Raw genomic sequence first — 15,054 nt, 5'->3', positions numbered from 1 at the left:
GTTAGGTCACAAGCGGTACGTTACACTGTTGCATTATCGTCTTCAGCGTAACGTCTTCCGTCATGAAATTTTTGTACATTGCCTTTGTGTTTCTTTTCCTTGCGGGCTGCGCCAGCGGCCCTCGCCTGGACACCAACCACCCCTCGGTGAACCACGACAACCGCGTGCAGTTCGTGGTGGTGCATTACACCTCCACCAACCTTGAGCGCTCCCTGGCATTGCTCACCCACGGTCAGGTGAGCAGCCATTATCTGATCGGCGACGATGCCTCAGGCACTATCTACAAGCTGGTGGATGAGAGCCAGCGCGCCTGGCATGCCGGGGAAAGCGAATGGATGGGCCGCACCTGGCTCAACTCCAGCTCCATTGGTATTGAGATCGTGAACCCTGGCTACAAGGACACGCCGACAGGCCGCTTGTGGTATCCGTACTCCGAAGCCCAAGTGAAATCGCTGGTGGTGCTGCTCAAGGACATCAGCAAGCGCAATGGCATCGACCCCAAGAACATCATCGGCCACAGCGATATCGCACCGCTGCGCAAGCTGGACCCGGGTCCCTTGTTCCCCTGGAAGCGCCTGGCCGCTGAGGGGCTGGGTGTTTGGCCGGATGCACAGGCCGTCGCGCGGTTCCAGGTGCAGTACGCCACAGAACTGCCGAGCATTACCTGGTTCCAGGAACAATTGGCCCACTTGGGTTACCAGACGCCACAGACTGGAGAGCTGGATGTGGCTACACGTCATGTGATCGCGGCGTTCCAGATGCATTTCCGGCCATCGCTGTTCGACGGCACGCCTGACGCGCAAAGCGCTGCGATCCTGCGAGCGTTGAACTGTGGCGAGCAACCGTGCTTGCGCTCGGGTGCGGAGCGCCCTTAAGAGGCGGGTGGAGCGGTGCGACGCTTCAACAAGCGTCCTTGCTACAACAAGCGGGGTTCCTACAAAGGCAACGCCATATAGAACTGAGTGCCCTGCCCCGGCCGCGAGTACACACCCATGCGGCCGCCGTGCAATTGCACGATCTCTTTGCACAGCGCCAGCCCCAGGCCGGCGCCGCCTTTCTTGCGACCCACCTGCACAAAGGGCTCGAAGATCCGCCCCTGCTGCCCATAGGCGATGCCTTCGCCGTTATCTTCGACGCTGATAATCACGCGCTCGCCGTGGCGGCGTGCCTGCAGACGAATCTGCCCCCCATTAGGCGTGTGGCGTAGGGCATTGCCCAGCAGGTTGTCGAGCACCCGTTCCAACTGTGCTTGGTCCGCATATAACCGGGGCAGGTCGGATTGGGCTTCTACCATCAGCTCGACGTTTTGCACGTTGGCCGGCTCGACGAAGCGTGCTCGTGCGTGTTCAAGCAGATCGGTCACGTCGCACGGGCCTAAGGTGAGCTTCTGCAGGCCGTTCTGGTAGCGCGAGAAGTTGAGCAGGTCGTTGATCAATTGCATCAGCCGCTGCATCTCTTCATTGACTGTATCCAGCAGGTCCGCTTCACGGGAGTCCGGTGGAAATTTCGCCCGCTCGCGGAACAGCCCGAACGCCATGTGCATGCCGGTTACCGGTGTTCGCAGCTCATGGGAGGCGCGCAGTACGAACTCGCTGCGTACCCGCTCGAAGGCGCGTTGTTCGGTGACGTCATGCAGCACCATCACCGCCCCGAGGATATGCCCCTGGGTATGGCTGACGGGGGTCAAGCTGTAGGTCAACAGGCGCAATTCGCCTTCGACTTCCACTTCCAGATCTTCCGGCGCCCGCTCCAGGCTGCCGCCACGCAGTACCAATTGCAGCTGTTCATCCAGTTCCGGTCGCACCAGGGCCTCGCCCAGGCCCTGGCCAAGGCGCTCCTCGTCCCAGCCCAGTTGGCGTTGGGCCACCGGGTTGAGGTGTTCCAGGCGGCCTTGCCGGTCAATCATCAGCAGACCATCGTCTATGCTGTCGAGCACCGCTTGCAGGCGCTGCTGACCAGCCAGGAGTTCATCGACATTGGTCGCCTGATGCTGGCGCAACGCCTCGGCCATGATGCCGAAGCGGCGGGTGAGTTGGTTCATCTCTGCTGCCGACGAGATCGGCAGTGTCACTTCGAAATCGCCCTGCCCTATCTTGTCCGCCGCCTTGGCCAGCGCTTCGATCGGTCCGCCAAAACGCCGGGCGATGCCATGCGCCGTCACAAACCCGATGATCAGCACTGCGAGCCCGACCAGCCCCAGTAGCCCGGCGATCAGCAGGGCACGTTCGCGGGATTTGTGTTCGCTGTTGCTGATGTTCTCCAAGGCCTGCTTGTGCTCGTTGATCAAGCCATTGCGCAGCGCATTGAAGGTGTCGGTGAGTTTTTCCTTGGCCCCAGGTGGAGGGGTCGGTTGCTGGGACTCGTCAAAAGCGTTCAGCAGTTCCTGATACTGGCCCTTGGCCTGGCTGAACCCCGTCCCGCGACCGTCGCGTTGTTCATGGGCGATACCTTGGTCCAGCAGGTCGACGTAGCGCTGCTTGGAGGTTTGCAAGGCCTCGGGGTCGGGGCGCTCCTCCAGCATCATGATCAACTGATCACCCAGGCTCTGACGCAGCTTGAGGCCCAGGTCCAGGGTGATGAAGTTGCTGCGAATCAGGGATTCCTGAGTCTTGGCCATTTGCATGACGCTGACCAGGCCCAGGATCAAACCCAGCAGGGCAACGGTGATCAGCGCTGAGATGCTCAGGAATAGCCGAGTGCGCAGCTTCATCGCTAACTTCATAGGGTACAGCTCACAGGTTGTACTGTTTGCGTTTGCGGTACAGGGTCGACGCGTCGATACCCAGGGTGCGAGCCGCCTGGTCCAGGGTGTCGCTGGTGGCGAGCACGGCGCCGATGTGAGCTTTCTCCAGCTCGTCCAGGCTCAGTGCCGCGCCGATCCTCGGAGCGTTGTTGGTCGGCTGCTCGGCCATCCCCAGGTGGCTGATTTCTACCTTCTCTTGCGGGCAAATGATGCTGGCGCGCTCTACTACGTTGCGCAGCTCGCGGATATTTCCCGGCCAGCGGTAGTTGAGGAGGGCCTCGCGCGCTTCGTCGCTGAAACCGCGCGCCGGTCGGGCGTACTCCTTGACGAAACGTGCCAGGAAGCGGTCGGCCAGGGTCAGGATGTCCTCGCTACGTTCGCGCAGCGGCGGCAAGTGCAGGGTGATCACGTTGAGGCGGTAGAGCAGATCCTCGCGGAAGCGGCCATCACGCACCATGTCTTCCAGGTTCAGGTTGGTGGCGGCGAGGATGCGCACATCCGCACGTCGGGTAACGGGGTCACCGACCCGCTCGTATTCTTTGTCTTGGATAAAGCGCAGTAACTTGGGTTGCAACGTGAGCGGAAAATCGCCGATTTCGTCGAGAAACAGCGTGCCGCCGTCCGCCTGGTTGACACGGCCCAAGGTGCTTTCACTGGCGCCGGTAAAGGCACCACGACTATGGCCGAACAGCTCGCTCTCCATCAGTTCCGCCGTCAGCGACGGGCAGTTGATGGTCACACAGGATTTCTTCGAGCGCTTGCTCCAGCCGTGAATGGCTCGGGCCAGTTCACCTTTACCCGTGCCGGATTCACCCAGGATCAGAATGTTGGCGTCTGTGCCAGCCACCTGGCGTGCGGTTTCCAGTACTACCATCATCGACGGGCTGTGGGAATCAAGGCCGTCTTTCGGTTGGCGCACTGCGCCTTCCAAGGCTTCGAGGCGCGCAGAGAGTTGACGCACTTCCAGCTGCTTGGCAGTGGCAAGGCGCAGTTGGTCTGGGCTGCAAGGCTTTACCAAGTAGTCAGCGGCACCGGCCTGGATCGCATCAACGGCAGTGTCGACCGCCGAATGGGCGGTGACAATGACCACACGCATCCATGGCGCCTGGATGCGCATCTGGGCCAGTACGTCCAAGCCGTTGTCTTCACCCAGGCGCAAGTCCAGGAAGCACAGGTCGAACACTTGGCGCTGCATCAAGGTATCCGCTTGGGCAGCGCTGTTCGCCGTGGCGACGGTGTAGCCCTCATCTTCCAGGCAATAACGGAAGGTGCGGAGGATCGCGGATTCGTCATCCACTAAAAGAATGCGGCCTTGAAGTTCCTTGGCTGATTCCATCTGTCCCGCGCTCCTTAACTCTATGAATGATGGTGTTTAGTCCCGGAATAATCGGGCAAGTTGCATGGTTTATTCTGATCGATAAAAGACAACGTTGTGCAGGTATCTGCATCACTTCCTACAAGGCGCCGATTGCTGGCGTTTTCATGCCGTCTTGCCACTTCGGCAACACACCCTCCGTGTTCTATCCCTTGATCCGACCGCTGGCTATCGTGCATTTCGCACGGCCCTCAAGGGGGCATCGTGCAGGATGCTGGAAGCTTGTTGGTTTATAAATATTTAACTCATTGATTTTATTGGTATTTATTTTGTAAAAAAGCTGGCATGCGCTCTGCAATACCTCTCCTAACGAATAATCAGAATGCGGGAGAACATCAGCATGACTCGCCAAAGCTTCAGCCCACTGCGTGTATCGCCACTGCGCTTGCAGCAAGGTCTGTTTGCCAGCCTGGCCTTGATGGTCACGTTGATTGGCGGCCAGCAGTTGCAGCATTGGCAGCAGAGTCAGCAGCAGATCCCGCAATTTGAACGTCCGAGCATGACCCAGACCCATTTCCGTTCCGTTGGCAGTGTTGCTGCCGATGCAACAGCCCCGCAATTGCAGATGGTTGATCAGGAATCTTCCCTGAGTGAACTGCCGTCGCAAGAGCGTTGGGTGTTCTAGGCACCAAAAGCCGCTCGTGTTGAGTGGCAGTACGGCACTACCGCTGTTACCTCTAAAAGAAGCATAAGGAGAATCACCATGTTGAGTTGGGCAATCACATTTCTGATCATCGCCATTGTGGCTGCAGTCCTGGGCTTCGGTGGTATCGCGGGCACCGCCACGGGTATCGCAAAAATTCTGTTTGTGGTCTTCCTGGTGATGTTCATCGCTTCCTTCTTCTTTGGTCGTCGCGGCCGAGGCTGAAAATGACCACTTTGTCCTTCAAAGCCATTACTGCCGCCCTATTGTTGGGCGGCAGCGGTTTGGTGATGGCCGCCAATGACGGTCAATCCCGGGCCAACGAATTGCTCAGCGCGGACCCGCAATACCGTGAGACCTGGCAAAGCGTGGTGAAGAAAGAAGAGCGCCTCCCGGAATGGGTGATGAACCTGTCGGGCACCGCCGAGCAAATGAATGCCGTGGAAGAAGATGGCGACAAGTACTTGGTCGGGCCGCTCTGCGAAACCGCAGACACCTGCCGGAACAAGCGTCTGATCGTTGCCTTCAGCCTCGACAAGGAAGATGCCTACGCCATGTTGGTGGAAGTCCCGGCCGGCCTGCCGGCGGACAAGTCCCCAACGCGCCACGCCGATTACCGTTTTATCGGTAAACCGGATGAAGGCATGCAGAAGTTGCTGATGGAACAGCTGAAGAAAGATCCGAATTGGTACTAGGTTCCGTCCGGCGCGTCTGTCGTCAGCGGGACCAGCGTCCATAGAAAGAAGCCCCCTCGCTTCTTTCTGTTTGCACTGCTCGCCAAGGGTGGTGCATGACCAGGGGGCCGGGTTGCTCTGATCAAATGGGATCGGCGTGACCTACGGGTACAGGGAGTGCCTGCGCAAGGGCCGGGTCAGGAGAAAAGCTGCGACGCAGGTTCACAAGCCCATCGCTTGCTGAACTTGCGGCGGGCTTGTGACTTTCATTCATTCCCCCGCCTCTCATATCGCTCTGTCATACCTCTCGCTCTGTTATACCTCCCATAGCCGCAAATTTTGTTATCGCTCGCCTTTAACCATTTCTTGGTGTGTCGAGACGACCATCTATCGATAAAATTTTCGTCGCGCTATAGGACATATCTGACGTCAGGTCGCGGATTCCCCAGGCATTTCTGCCAGCACCGCAAAGACGTGCTGCATCTCTAGGCGAGCCGGGTTTGGCAGGTTAACGGCATATTTGCCGGACAATCTGTCGCATTTGAACTGACCGTTCGGACAGTTATTATGAAAAAAGGCCATGCCGATTCGGCATAGGGTAGGCGTTTACGGCATTAGACGTCGCTCCCTTGCATGGGAATAGTTGCGCCTTTTTTCGCCTGCCAGTAAGCCATTTCGGCCACGCTGCGGTGACCTTCCATGGAGGCAGATGCACACACTTTTTCGCTCTCGAGCGTTCCAGCTGGCGCATTTGCCTTAAGTTCACTTGAAGTAAGGGTAATGACATGAAGAAGGCAAAGCTAAGCCTCGCCTGGCAGATCCTCATCGGTTTGGTGCTGGGGATCGCAATCGGTGCAGTGCTCAACCATTTCAGTGCTGAAAAGGCCTGGTGGATCAGCAATGTGTTGCAGCCAGCGGGCGATATCTTTATCCGCCTGATCAAGATGATCGTGATCCCGATCGTGATCTCCTCGCTGATCGTCGGCATTGCCGGTGTCGGTGACGCGAAGAAGCTCGGGCGTATCGGTGTCAAAACCATCCTTTACTTCGAAATCGTCACCACCATTGCCATTGTGGTCGGCCTGCTGCTGGCCAACGTGTTCCACCCAGGCGCTGGCATCGACATGAGTACCCTGGGTACCGTCGACATCTCCAAGTACACCGCCACCGCTGCTGAAGTGCAGCATGAGCATGCGTTTATCCAGACCATCCTCAACCTGATCCCATCGAACATCTTTGCCGCTGTTGCCCGTGGCGAGATGCTGCCGATCATCTTCTTCTCGGTACTGTTCGGCCTCGGCCTGTCGAGCCTCAAGCCTGAGCTGCGCGAGCCGCTGGTGACCATGTTCCAAGGCGTGTCCGAGAGCATGTTCAAAGTCACCCACATGATCATGAAGTACGCCCCGATCGGCGTATTCGCATTGATCGCCGTGACCGTCGCCAACTTCGGCTTCGCCTCGCTGTTGCCGTTGGCCAAGCTGGTGATCCTGGTTTACGTCGCCATCCTGTTCTTCGCTTTCGTGATCCTCGGCCTGATCGCCCGCCTGTTCGGCTTCTCGGTGATCAAGCTGATGCGCATCTTCAAGGATGAGCTGGTACTGGCCTATTCCACCGCAAGCTCCGAAACCGTGCTGCCACGCGTGATCGAGAAGATGGAAGCCTACGGCGCGCCGAAGGCGATCTGCAGCTTCGTGGTGCCGACCGGCTACTCGTTCAACCTCGACGGTTCGACCCTCTACCAGAGCATTGCGGCGATCTTCATCGCCCAGCTGTACGGCATCGACCTGTCGATCGGCCAGCAACTGATGCTGGTGCTGACCCTCATGGTCACCTCCAAAGGCATCGCCGGTGTGCCGGGCGTGTCCTTCGTGGTGTTGCTGGCCACGCTGGGCAGTGTGGGCATTCCGCTGGAAGGCCTGGCGTTTATCGCCGGTGTCGACCGCATCATGGACATGGCACGTACCGCCCTGAACGTAATCGGCAATGCCCTTGCAGTGCTGGTGATCTCCCGTTGGGAAGGCATGTACGACGATGCCAAGGGCGAGCGCTATTGGAATTCGCTGCCGCACTGGCGCAGCAAGGAAGCCTCGCCGCTGGGCCAAGCCACCCGCAGCTGATAATACGACTGCTCTGACACAAACCCCGGAAAATTCCGGGGTTTGTCGTTTCTGCCGGCCCCGCTATCATTCGCTCCATTCTTCGGGGGATTTAACTGATGCTCAATGGCCTGTGGCTTGGCTTCTTTGTCGTGGCAATGGTGTCGGCACTGGCGCAATGGCTGGTCGGCGGTAACGCCGGGATTTTCGCGGCGATGGTCGAAAGCATTTTCGCCATGGCCAAACTGTCGGTGGAAGTGATGGTGCTGCTGTTCGGCACCCTGACGTTATGGCTGGGCTTTTTGCGCATCGCCGAAAAAGCCGGGATCGTCGACTGGCTGGCCAAGGCCCTCGGCCCGCTGTTCCGCCGCCTGATGCCGGAAGTGCCCGCCGGCCATCCGGCCATCGGCTTGATCACCCTCAACTTCGCTGCCAACGGCCTGGGCCTGGATAACGCCGCCACGCCTATCGGTTTGAAAGCGATGAAGGCGCTGCAGGAACTCAACCCAATCCCCAACACGGCGAGTAACGCGCAGATCCTGTTCCTGGTGCTCAACGCCTCATCGCTGACGTTGTTGCCGGTCACCATCTTCATGTACCGCGCCCAGCAAGGCGCTGCGGACCCAACACTGGTGTTCCTGCCAATCCTGCTGGCGACCAGCGCGTCCACCTTGGTGGGTCTGCTGTCGGTGGCGGTGATGCAGCGCCTGCGGCTGTGGGATCCGGTGGTGCTGGCCTATCTGATTCCAGGCGCACTGGTGCTGGGCGGCTTCATGGCGCTGCTGGCGACTCTCTCCGCCACCGCTCTGGCCGGGTTGTCGTCGATCCTGGGCAACCTCACGCTGTTTGGCCTGATCATGTTGTTCCTGGTGATCGGTGCGTTGCGCAAGGTCAAGGTGTATGAGGCGTTTGTCGAAGGGGCCAAAGAAGGCTTCGATGTGGCCAAGAACCTGCTGCCCTACCTGGTGGCGATGCTGTGTGCCGTGGGTGTGTTGCGTGCCTCAGGGGCGCTGGATTTTGGCCTTGAAGGCATTCGCCATGTGGTCGCCTGGACGGGCATGGACACGCGCTTTGTGGATGCCTTGCCGACCGCGATGGTCAAGCCGTTCTCCGGCAGCGCTGCGCGAGCGATGCTGATCGAGACCATGCAGACCCAGGGCGTGGACAGCTTCCCGGCGTTGGTGGCGGCGACGATTCAGGGCAGTACCGAGACCACTTTCTATGTGTTGGCGGTGTACTTTGGTTCGGTGGGGATCCAGCGAGCGCGGCATGCAGTCGGGTGTGCGTTGCTGGCGGAGTTGGCCGGTGTGGTGGCGGCGATTGCGGTGTGCTACTGGTTCTTCGGCTAAGGCATAACCCCTGTGGCGAGGGAGCTTGCTCCCGCTGGGCCGCGAGGCGGCCCCACAAGATTTCACAGGTGTATCCGATAAAACTTATTGGCTGGCATTGGGGCTGCTGCGCAGCCCAGCGGGAGCAAGTGATGTATTGCCCTGACTCACCACCCAATCCACCACCTGCTTATTCAACTGATCCCCCGCCTGTCCAAACCCGGCGACCACCGCCGGCACCTTGGTATCGCTCACCGGTTGCCTCACTTCAAACCGCCGACTGGCAACAATCCGCTGATCACTGCCGCGTACCAGGCGCGCGTCCAGGCGAATCACCACCTCCACCGCACTGCCGCGGTATTCACTCTGGAACGCCTGCAATTGCCCGCCCAGTTCATAGTCGGACTGCAGGTTGGTGTCATCGGTACTCAGCAGCGTCACCCGACCATCGCGTTGAAAGCCATCCATGAAGCGGTTGCGCAACAGTACCGGCGACGGATCGCTCCAGCGCGAGTTGGCATAGCTGCTGATCAGGTCGCCATTGGGCACCACGGCAATACGTGGGCTGTCGAGAAATTCGCTGGTCTGCGGCTTATTCACACGCAGCGACCAGCTGACCGGCGCACCCTGGCTGGTGGTCTGGGCCGAGGCCAGGCGATACACATCAGAAGGGTCGGCCTTGGGCAGGATCGAGCACGCGCTCACGAGTGCCAGCGCCACAGGGGCGATCATTTGGTAAACACGCTTCATGGCGTGAACTCCTTGTTCTTGTCGCTGCCCAGCAGGTAACCGCTGGGGTTGGCTTCCAGGCGGCGGGAGATGGCGCGCAGCGAACCGAGCGTTTCGCGCAGTTCGCGCACGGCCGGCGCCAGTTCGTTGAGGCCTTGCATGCCGCTGTTCACCGAGTCCTTGTTGTTGGTCAGCAAGGTGTTGATGGTCGCGGTGCTGTGTTCCAGGGACTTCATGGCCTGCTCGGCGCTGCCAAAGGCCTGCTTGCCTTGCTCGTTAAGCAAGCCGTTGGCGTTGCGCATCAGCACAGTGGTCTGCTCCAGGGCGGCGCTGGCCTGTTTGCTCACTTGCATCAGTTGCTGCATCACCACCTTGATATCGCCGCGCTGGTCGGCGATGACGCCGGTAGTTTTTTGCAGGTTATCGAGGGTGTTGCTCAGGCGCTCGACGTTCTCGCGGGAAAACAGGTCGTTGGCGTTATGCAACAGCAGGTTGATGCTGGTCATCAGGTCGTTGCTGTTGTTCAGCAGGCGCGCGATAGGTGAGGGTGAGGCGATGATTTCCGGCAAGTTACCGTCTTTGCCCTTGAGTTCGGGGCTTTGCGGCGTACCGCCGCTGAGTTGGATAATCGAGGTGCCGGTGATGCCGGTCAGCGCCAGCTTGGCCTGGGTGTCTTCCTTGATCGGCGTCTCACCGGCCAGGCGGATACGTGCCAGTACGCGACGCGGATCTTTGGGGTCCAGGCGCAGGCTGATCACATCGCCCACTTTAATCCCGCTGTACTGCACCGAACTGCCCTGTGACAGGCCGCTGACCGCCTCGTTGAAAATCACTTCGTAATCCTGGAAGGCGCTGTCGACGCTGGACTTGGCCAGCCACAGGCCGAACAACATCGCGCCGACTACCACGATCACGCTGAACAAACCGATCATCACATGATGGGCTCGGGTTTCCATGTCATACCTCGTTGAGCGATTGAGCGGCATCCAATGCCGCGCGGCCTCGGGGGCCGTGGAAATATTCGTGAATCCACGCATCGTCCGTTTCCGAGACGACATCGATGGCGTCGGCCACCAGCACCTTTTTCTGTGCCAGCACTGCCACGCGGTCGGTGATGGTGTACAGCGTGTCCAGGTCGTGGGTGACCAGGAACACGCTCAGGCCCAGCGCATCGCGCAGGGTCAGGATCAGTTGATCGAATTGCGCCGCGCCAATCGGGTCGAGGCCGGCGGTGGGTTCGTCGAGAAACAGGATGTCGGGGTCCAGGGCCAGCGCGCGGGCCAGCGCGGCGCGCTTGATCATGCCACCCGACAGTGACGCCGGGTATTTGTCGGCTGCCGACAGTGGCAACCCGGCCAGGGCCAGTTTGACCGCGGCCAGGTGCTCGGCGTCGCGGCGGCTGAGGCCGGCGTGTTCGATCAATGGCAGCGCAACGTTTTCGGTCACGGTCAGCGAGGAAAACAGCGCGCCCTTCTGGAACAGCACGCCAAAGCGTCGCTCCACCAGGGATCGCTCATGCTCCGCCAGGCTCGGCAGGTTCTTGCCGAACACCCGGACTTCGCCTGCGCTGGGCCGACGCAGGCCGACGATGCTGCGCAACAACACCGACTTACCGCTGCCGGAGCCGCCGACCACGGCAAGGATCTCGCCTTTGTACAAGTCCAGGTCGAGGTTCTCGTGCACGCGTTGAGTGCCAAAGCGATTGCACAGGCCGCGCACTTCAATCACCGCCTCGGCGGCCGCACGGTGTAAGCGACTCACCAGCCCATCTCCATAAAAAACAGCGCGGCGACCGCGTCCAGCACGATCACCACAAAAATCGATTGCACCACGCTGGAGGTGGTGTGGGCACCGACGGACTCGGCGCTGCCGCTCACCTTGAAGCCTTCCAGGCAGCCGATGGCGGCGATCAGGAAGGCGAAGATCGGCGCTTTCACCAGGCCCACCAGGAAATGCTGCACGCCAATGTCCGATTGCAGCAGTGAGAGGAACATCGCCGGCGAAATATCCAGGGCCACGGCGCACACCACGCCACCGCCGACAATGCCCGAGAGCATTGCCAGGAAGGTCAGCATCGGCAGCGCTACCAGTAGCGCCAGTACGCGCGGCAATACCAGCAGTTCCATCGGGTCCAGGCCCAGGGTGCGGATCGCGTCGATCTCTTCGTTGGCCTTCATCGAGCCGATTTGTGCGGTAAAGGCACTGGCGGTGCGACCGGCGATCAAGATCGCGGTCAACAACACACCGAATTCGCGCAGGAAGGAGAACGCCACCAGGTCGACGGTGAAAATCGTCGCGCCAAAACTCTTGAGTACGGTGGCGCCGAGGAACGCCACCACGGCACCGACCAGAAAGGTCAGCAGGGCCACGATGGGCGCGGCGTCGAGGCCGACCTGTTCCAGGTGCGCGACCATCGGCGTGAGGCGCCAACGCCTGGGTCGGAAAATTCCGCGGGCGAAGGTTTCGAGGATTAGGCCGATAAAGCCCAGCAGTTGCTTGCTGTCTTGCCAGACGGTGTCTACCGCCCGGCCGATGCGAGCCAGCACTTGAATACCGGCGGCTTCTTCCGGGGCTTTCTCCGGTACGCAAAAATCATTCAGGGAGCGGTAGACGGTCTTGAGCAGTGCACGGTCAGCGGCAGACAAGCTGCAATCGGTCTGCTCGGCGGATTGCTCGATGCGGGTCGGTCCCAGCAACTCCACCAGCAGCGAGGCGCCGGCGGTATCGAGGGCGCCCAGGCCATTGAGGTCGATACGCGCGCCCGCATCGTATTGGCCGTCGAGCTTGTCCGACAGCTTCTTCAGGCTGGCATAGTGGGCAAGCGTCCAGTCTCCCGTAATCCTCAGCTGTGGCGGGGTGGTGGACGTATCGAGGTGGGCTGCACCGGCTGAGGTACTGGTGGTCATAAGCTCCGAGCTTGTTGGCTATCCACAATTCCTACGTAATAGCACGATCCTGCCTACTTTGGGTTGTCCGTTTGTGCTGAGTCCGTCACTTTGAAACGCAGCACGCCGATCACCTGCCCGTCTTCGGTCAGCACCTGTACCTGCCAGCGACCCACGGCATCGGCGGGGAAGTTCTGCTTGTGGGTCCAGGCGCGATAGCCCTCTTTGCGCCCGCCGTGGATATCCAGGGCGATGCGGTCAACCTCTTTGCCATTGAATTTCCACACGTGGTAGATCCGCTCATCCAGCCCACGCGGGGCGTTGATCGCGGTGTAGGCGTAGAGCCCGCCGCTGCGCAGTTGAGCGGCGGTGACTTCCTTGAGGTCGTCGCCCGGCGTGCGGTCTTGCAGTTGGGTGCTGATGGCCACTTCGGTCATCCACAGCGTGGCTGGCGGCACCCAGCTGCGCAGGAACCAACCGGCGCAGCCAATCGCAGCGGTGACCCCCAGTAGCATCGCCCAGCCTTTGAGGCTGCGCAGCGGCAGGCTTACCGCCAGGCTCGGGATCGACAGTGCCATGGCGACGCCGAGGGCCAGCTTGTAACTCTCAGCCGTGGTCAGGTGCAGGATGATCGGCAGTGCGGTGAGCAGCGCCGCGAACAGCGTGAAGGTGTGCAGTGCGAGGAACAGCGAGCGTTTGGGCGCCAGCCATTTGTAGTACAGCGGGTCGATTATCGATACCAGCGCTGCGGCGCCGAGCAGGCCAGTGAACACCGACTGGCCACTGTTCCAGGCGGTGGTGATGAAAAAGAACGGCAGCACAAAGAACAGGCTTTCCTGGTGAATCATTTGGGTCGCATAGCGCAGCAGCGGCTCGGGGATTTCGCGCTTGAAGACTTTGGTGAACAGCTGGGTAAAGCTGTTTTCCAGCATCAGCCACAGCCAGCTCACCAGCATGATCACGGCGATCCAACTGGCCATGCCCTGCTGGCGATCCACCAGAATGAAGCTGCCCACACCCGAGACAAAACCGCCCAGTGCTATCACCCCGGGGTAGCGCTTCATCAGTTCGAGGATGCGGGTGATCAAGCGGGTCAGGTTTTGCATTCGGCGGTTCGCAGTCTTTGTAGGAGAAAATCCCAGACAGAATAACGTCTTAGCCCGTTGTCCGGTGCCTCATTACGCAAACCGTTTGCGATAAACCCGCACGCCGATCAACACAAAGGTGATCAAACCGAGCACGCCGGCACCGATCCAACTCAGGCCGTCATAGCTGAGCAGCGGTTTCTCGATACGCCAGTAGCCGGGCTGCTGGAACACTTGGCGCATGGCCTGGTTGGTCTGCTCCAGGCTTACCGCCTTGATGCGCTTGACCGGGTCGCTGAAATGGCCGTTGTTGTAGTCACCGGAAGCGCTCCAGTAGTAGTCAGCCAGCGCGCTGTTGCCCTGCACTGCCCAGGCCTGGCGCGCGATGGCGGCTTGTTGCAAGCGAGCGAATACCGCCGGATCGAGGCCATCCTTGAGCAGTTGGGCCTTGAGGTCCTGGAGAACCTGCTCTGCTTCGGGGAGGTTTTCGCGCTCAAGGTCGGCATTCAAGCTGAGGAAACCGACGCCGCCGAGGACTTCACGTTCGCTCCAGGGGCCGTAGGACAAACCGTGCTTGAGGCGCAGTTGGCGGTACAGCGCCCAATCGAGGTAATCCTTGAGCAGGTCGTAGGTCTCATCATGCTGGTCGTCCAGCACCGGCTCGGGGAACAGCCAGTGCAGCTTGGCGCTGTCGCCGACCCAGCCGTGGATCAGTTCGCGATGGCTGGCGGCGGCGTGCTGGATCTCCGGCAGCGCTGGGTGTTCAGTGGGGTCAACCGGGTCGAGTTGCCCGAAGGTGCGCTCCAGATAGGCCGGCAGCAGCTTGTCGAGGTCGCCGACGATGATCAAGGTCATGTTGTTGGGCGCGTACCAGTGTTTGCGCAGGTGCTCCAACTGGTCGCGGGTCAGGTGGTCGACCTCGGCGCGCTCGGCGCATTTGAGTCCCAGTTCGACCGCCAATTGGTTGCTGGCGGTGTGACCCAGGTCCTGGCGGTCCAACAGGCGTTGCAGGTGTGAGTAGTGGCCGCCGTCTTCACGTTCGACGACCTGCTTGGCGGCGTTGATATTGGCGTCGGTCAGTTCGGTGCGGGTGATGATCGCCAGCAGCAGGTCCAGCACTTTGCGCTGGTTTTGTGCGGGCGCCTCGATCACAAAGGTGGTGTCGGCGTTGCTGGTGTAGGCATTCCACTCGCCGCCCAGCGCTTGCATGCGGTCTTCCAGCTCACCTTCGCCGCCGCCGTCGATGCCGCTGAACAGCAAGTGTTCCAGCAGGTGCGGCAATTCCTTGTCTTCGCAGCTGAAGTCATCCAGGCCCACGCCCACCACCAGGCGGATCGCCACATGCCCGCGCTCGGTGCCCGGTTTGAGCAACAGTTGCAGGCCGTTGGGCAAGGTGTAGCCCTCGACTTGCAGGCGGTCAAAGGCGAAGACGTGGGCAGAACCCATGAGCAGACAAGCGAACAGCAGGCGACGCATAACAAGCTTCCTGGCGAGTG

Annotated in this window: 14 protein-coding genes; 6 read left to right on the top strand and 8 right to left on the bottom strand. The window is 60.3% G+C overall.

All coding sequences use genetic code 11. The features are described 5' to 3' along the window. Positions 1-62: 62 nt before the first annotated feature. Positions 63-875, top strand: coding sequence for an N-acetylmuramoyl-L-alanine amidase (locus tag AC3ZU9_RS14630; protein WP_490090889.1), 813 nt, complete (start codon positions 63-65; stop codon positions 873-875). A gap of 59 nt (positions 876-934) precedes the next feature. On the opposite strand, the gene AC3ZU9_RS14625 is transcribed toward AC3ZU9_RS14630, so the two are convergent. After that, positions 935-2,722: an ATP-binding protein gene (locus tag AC3ZU9_RS14625; RefSeq protein ID WP_012721531.1), complete on the bottom strand. Its 1,788-nt coding sequence runs from the start codon at positions 2,720-2,722 to the stop codon at positions 935-937. A 10-nt stretch (positions 2,723-2,732) separates the two neighbouring features. Next, a complete protein-coding gene (algB, locus tag AC3ZU9_RS14620; RefSeq protein ID WP_064053131.1) occupies positions 2,733-4,079 on the bottom strand; it encodes a sigma-54-dependent response regulator transcription factor AlgB in 1,347 nt (448 codons plus the stop codon). Between the two features lie 379 nt (positions 4,080-4,458). Here algB and AC3ZU9_RS14615 point away from each other — a divergent pair, with 379 nt between their 5' ends. From AC3ZU9_RS14615 to AC3ZU9_RS14595, 5 genes are all read left to right on the top strand, one after another. Further along, entirely contained in the window at positions 4,459-4,743 is a 285-nt protein-coding gene (locus tag AC3ZU9_RS14615; RefSeq protein WP_046035913.1) for a hypothetical protein, read from the top strand. A 78-nt stretch (positions 4,744-4,821) separates the two neighbouring features. Further along, a complete protein-coding gene (locus AC3ZU9_RS14610) occupies positions 4,822-4,986 on the top strand; it encodes a DUF1328 domain-containing protein (RefSeq protein ID WP_003170804.1) in 165 nt (54 codons plus the stop codon). A gap of 2 nt (positions 4,987-4,988) precedes the next feature. Continuing rightward, on the top strand, positions 4,989-5,456 hold the full coding sequence (locus tag AC3ZU9_RS14605) for an inhibitor of vertebrate lysozyme family protein (protein WP_012721534.1): 468 nt from the start codon (positions 4,989-4,991) through the stop codon (positions 5,454-5,456). Between the two features lie 764 nt (positions 5,457-6,220). Beyond that, a complete protein-coding gene (gene gltP / locus AC3ZU9_RS14600) occupies positions 6,221-7,552 on the top strand; it encodes a glutamate/aspartate:proton symporter GltP (protein ID WP_012721535.1) in 1,332 nt (443 codons plus the stop codon). 98 nt (positions 7,553-7,650) lie between these two features. Beyond that, on the top strand, positions 7,651-8,880 hold the full coding sequence (locus AC3ZU9_RS14595; RefSeq protein WP_102061260.1) for a nucleoside recognition domain-containing protein: 1,230 nt from the start codon (positions 7,651-7,653) through the stop codon (positions 8,878-8,880). A gap of 84 nt (positions 8,881-8,964) precedes the next feature. Here AC3ZU9_RS14595 and AC3ZU9_RS14590 read toward each other — a convergent pair whose 3' ends face one another. The 6 genes from AC3ZU9_RS14590 to AC3ZU9_RS14565 form a co-directional block, all read right to left on the bottom strand. Beyond that, a complete protein-coding gene (locus AC3ZU9_RS14590) occupies positions 8,965-9,609 on the bottom strand; it encodes an ABC-type transport auxiliary lipoprotein family protein (protein ID WP_490090888.1) in 645 nt (214 codons plus the stop codon). Then, a complete protein-coding gene (locus AC3ZU9_RS14585; RefSeq protein ID WP_012721538.1) occupies positions 9,606-10,544 on the bottom strand; it encodes an MlaD family protein in 939 nt (312 codons plus the stop codon). The genes AC3ZU9_RS14590 and AC3ZU9_RS14585 overlap by 4 nt, the downstream gene beginning before the upstream one ends. A 1-nt stretch (position 10,545) precedes the next feature. Beyond that, the gene (locus AC3ZU9_RS14580) at positions 10,546-11,349 is read right to left on the bottom strand and encodes an ABC transporter ATP-binding protein (protein WP_046035889.1); all 804 of its coding nucleotides are present in this window, start codon (positions 11,347-11,349) and stop codon (positions 10,546-10,548) included. Then, a complete protein-coding gene (locus AC3ZU9_RS14575; protein WP_012721540.1) occupies positions 11,346-12,494 on the bottom strand; it encodes an ABC transporter permease in 1,149 nt (382 codons plus the stop codon). Before AC3ZU9_RS14575 ends, AC3ZU9_RS14580 begins: the two co-directional genes overlap by 4 nt. Before the next feature lie 53 nt (positions 12,495-12,547). Then, on the bottom strand, positions 12,548-13,579 hold the full coding sequence (locus AC3ZU9_RS14570) for a DUF5924 family protein (RefSeq protein ID WP_012721541.1): 1,032 nt from the start codon (positions 13,577-13,579) through the stop codon (positions 12,548-12,550). 72 nt (positions 13,580-13,651) lie between these two features. Beyond that, positions 13,652-15,034, bottom strand: a complete 1,383-nt coding sequence (locus tag AC3ZU9_RS14565) for a M16 family metallopeptidase (RefSeq protein ID WP_490090887.1) — start codon at positions 15,032-15,034, stop codon at positions 13,652-13,654. Positions 15,035-15,054 lie beyond the last annotated feature (20 nt).

This window comes from Pseudomonas sp. A39 (assembly GCF_058145955.1).
Note: the sequence above shows the minus strand (reverse complement) of the source record. Positions and strands in the feature narration are given on the sequence as shown.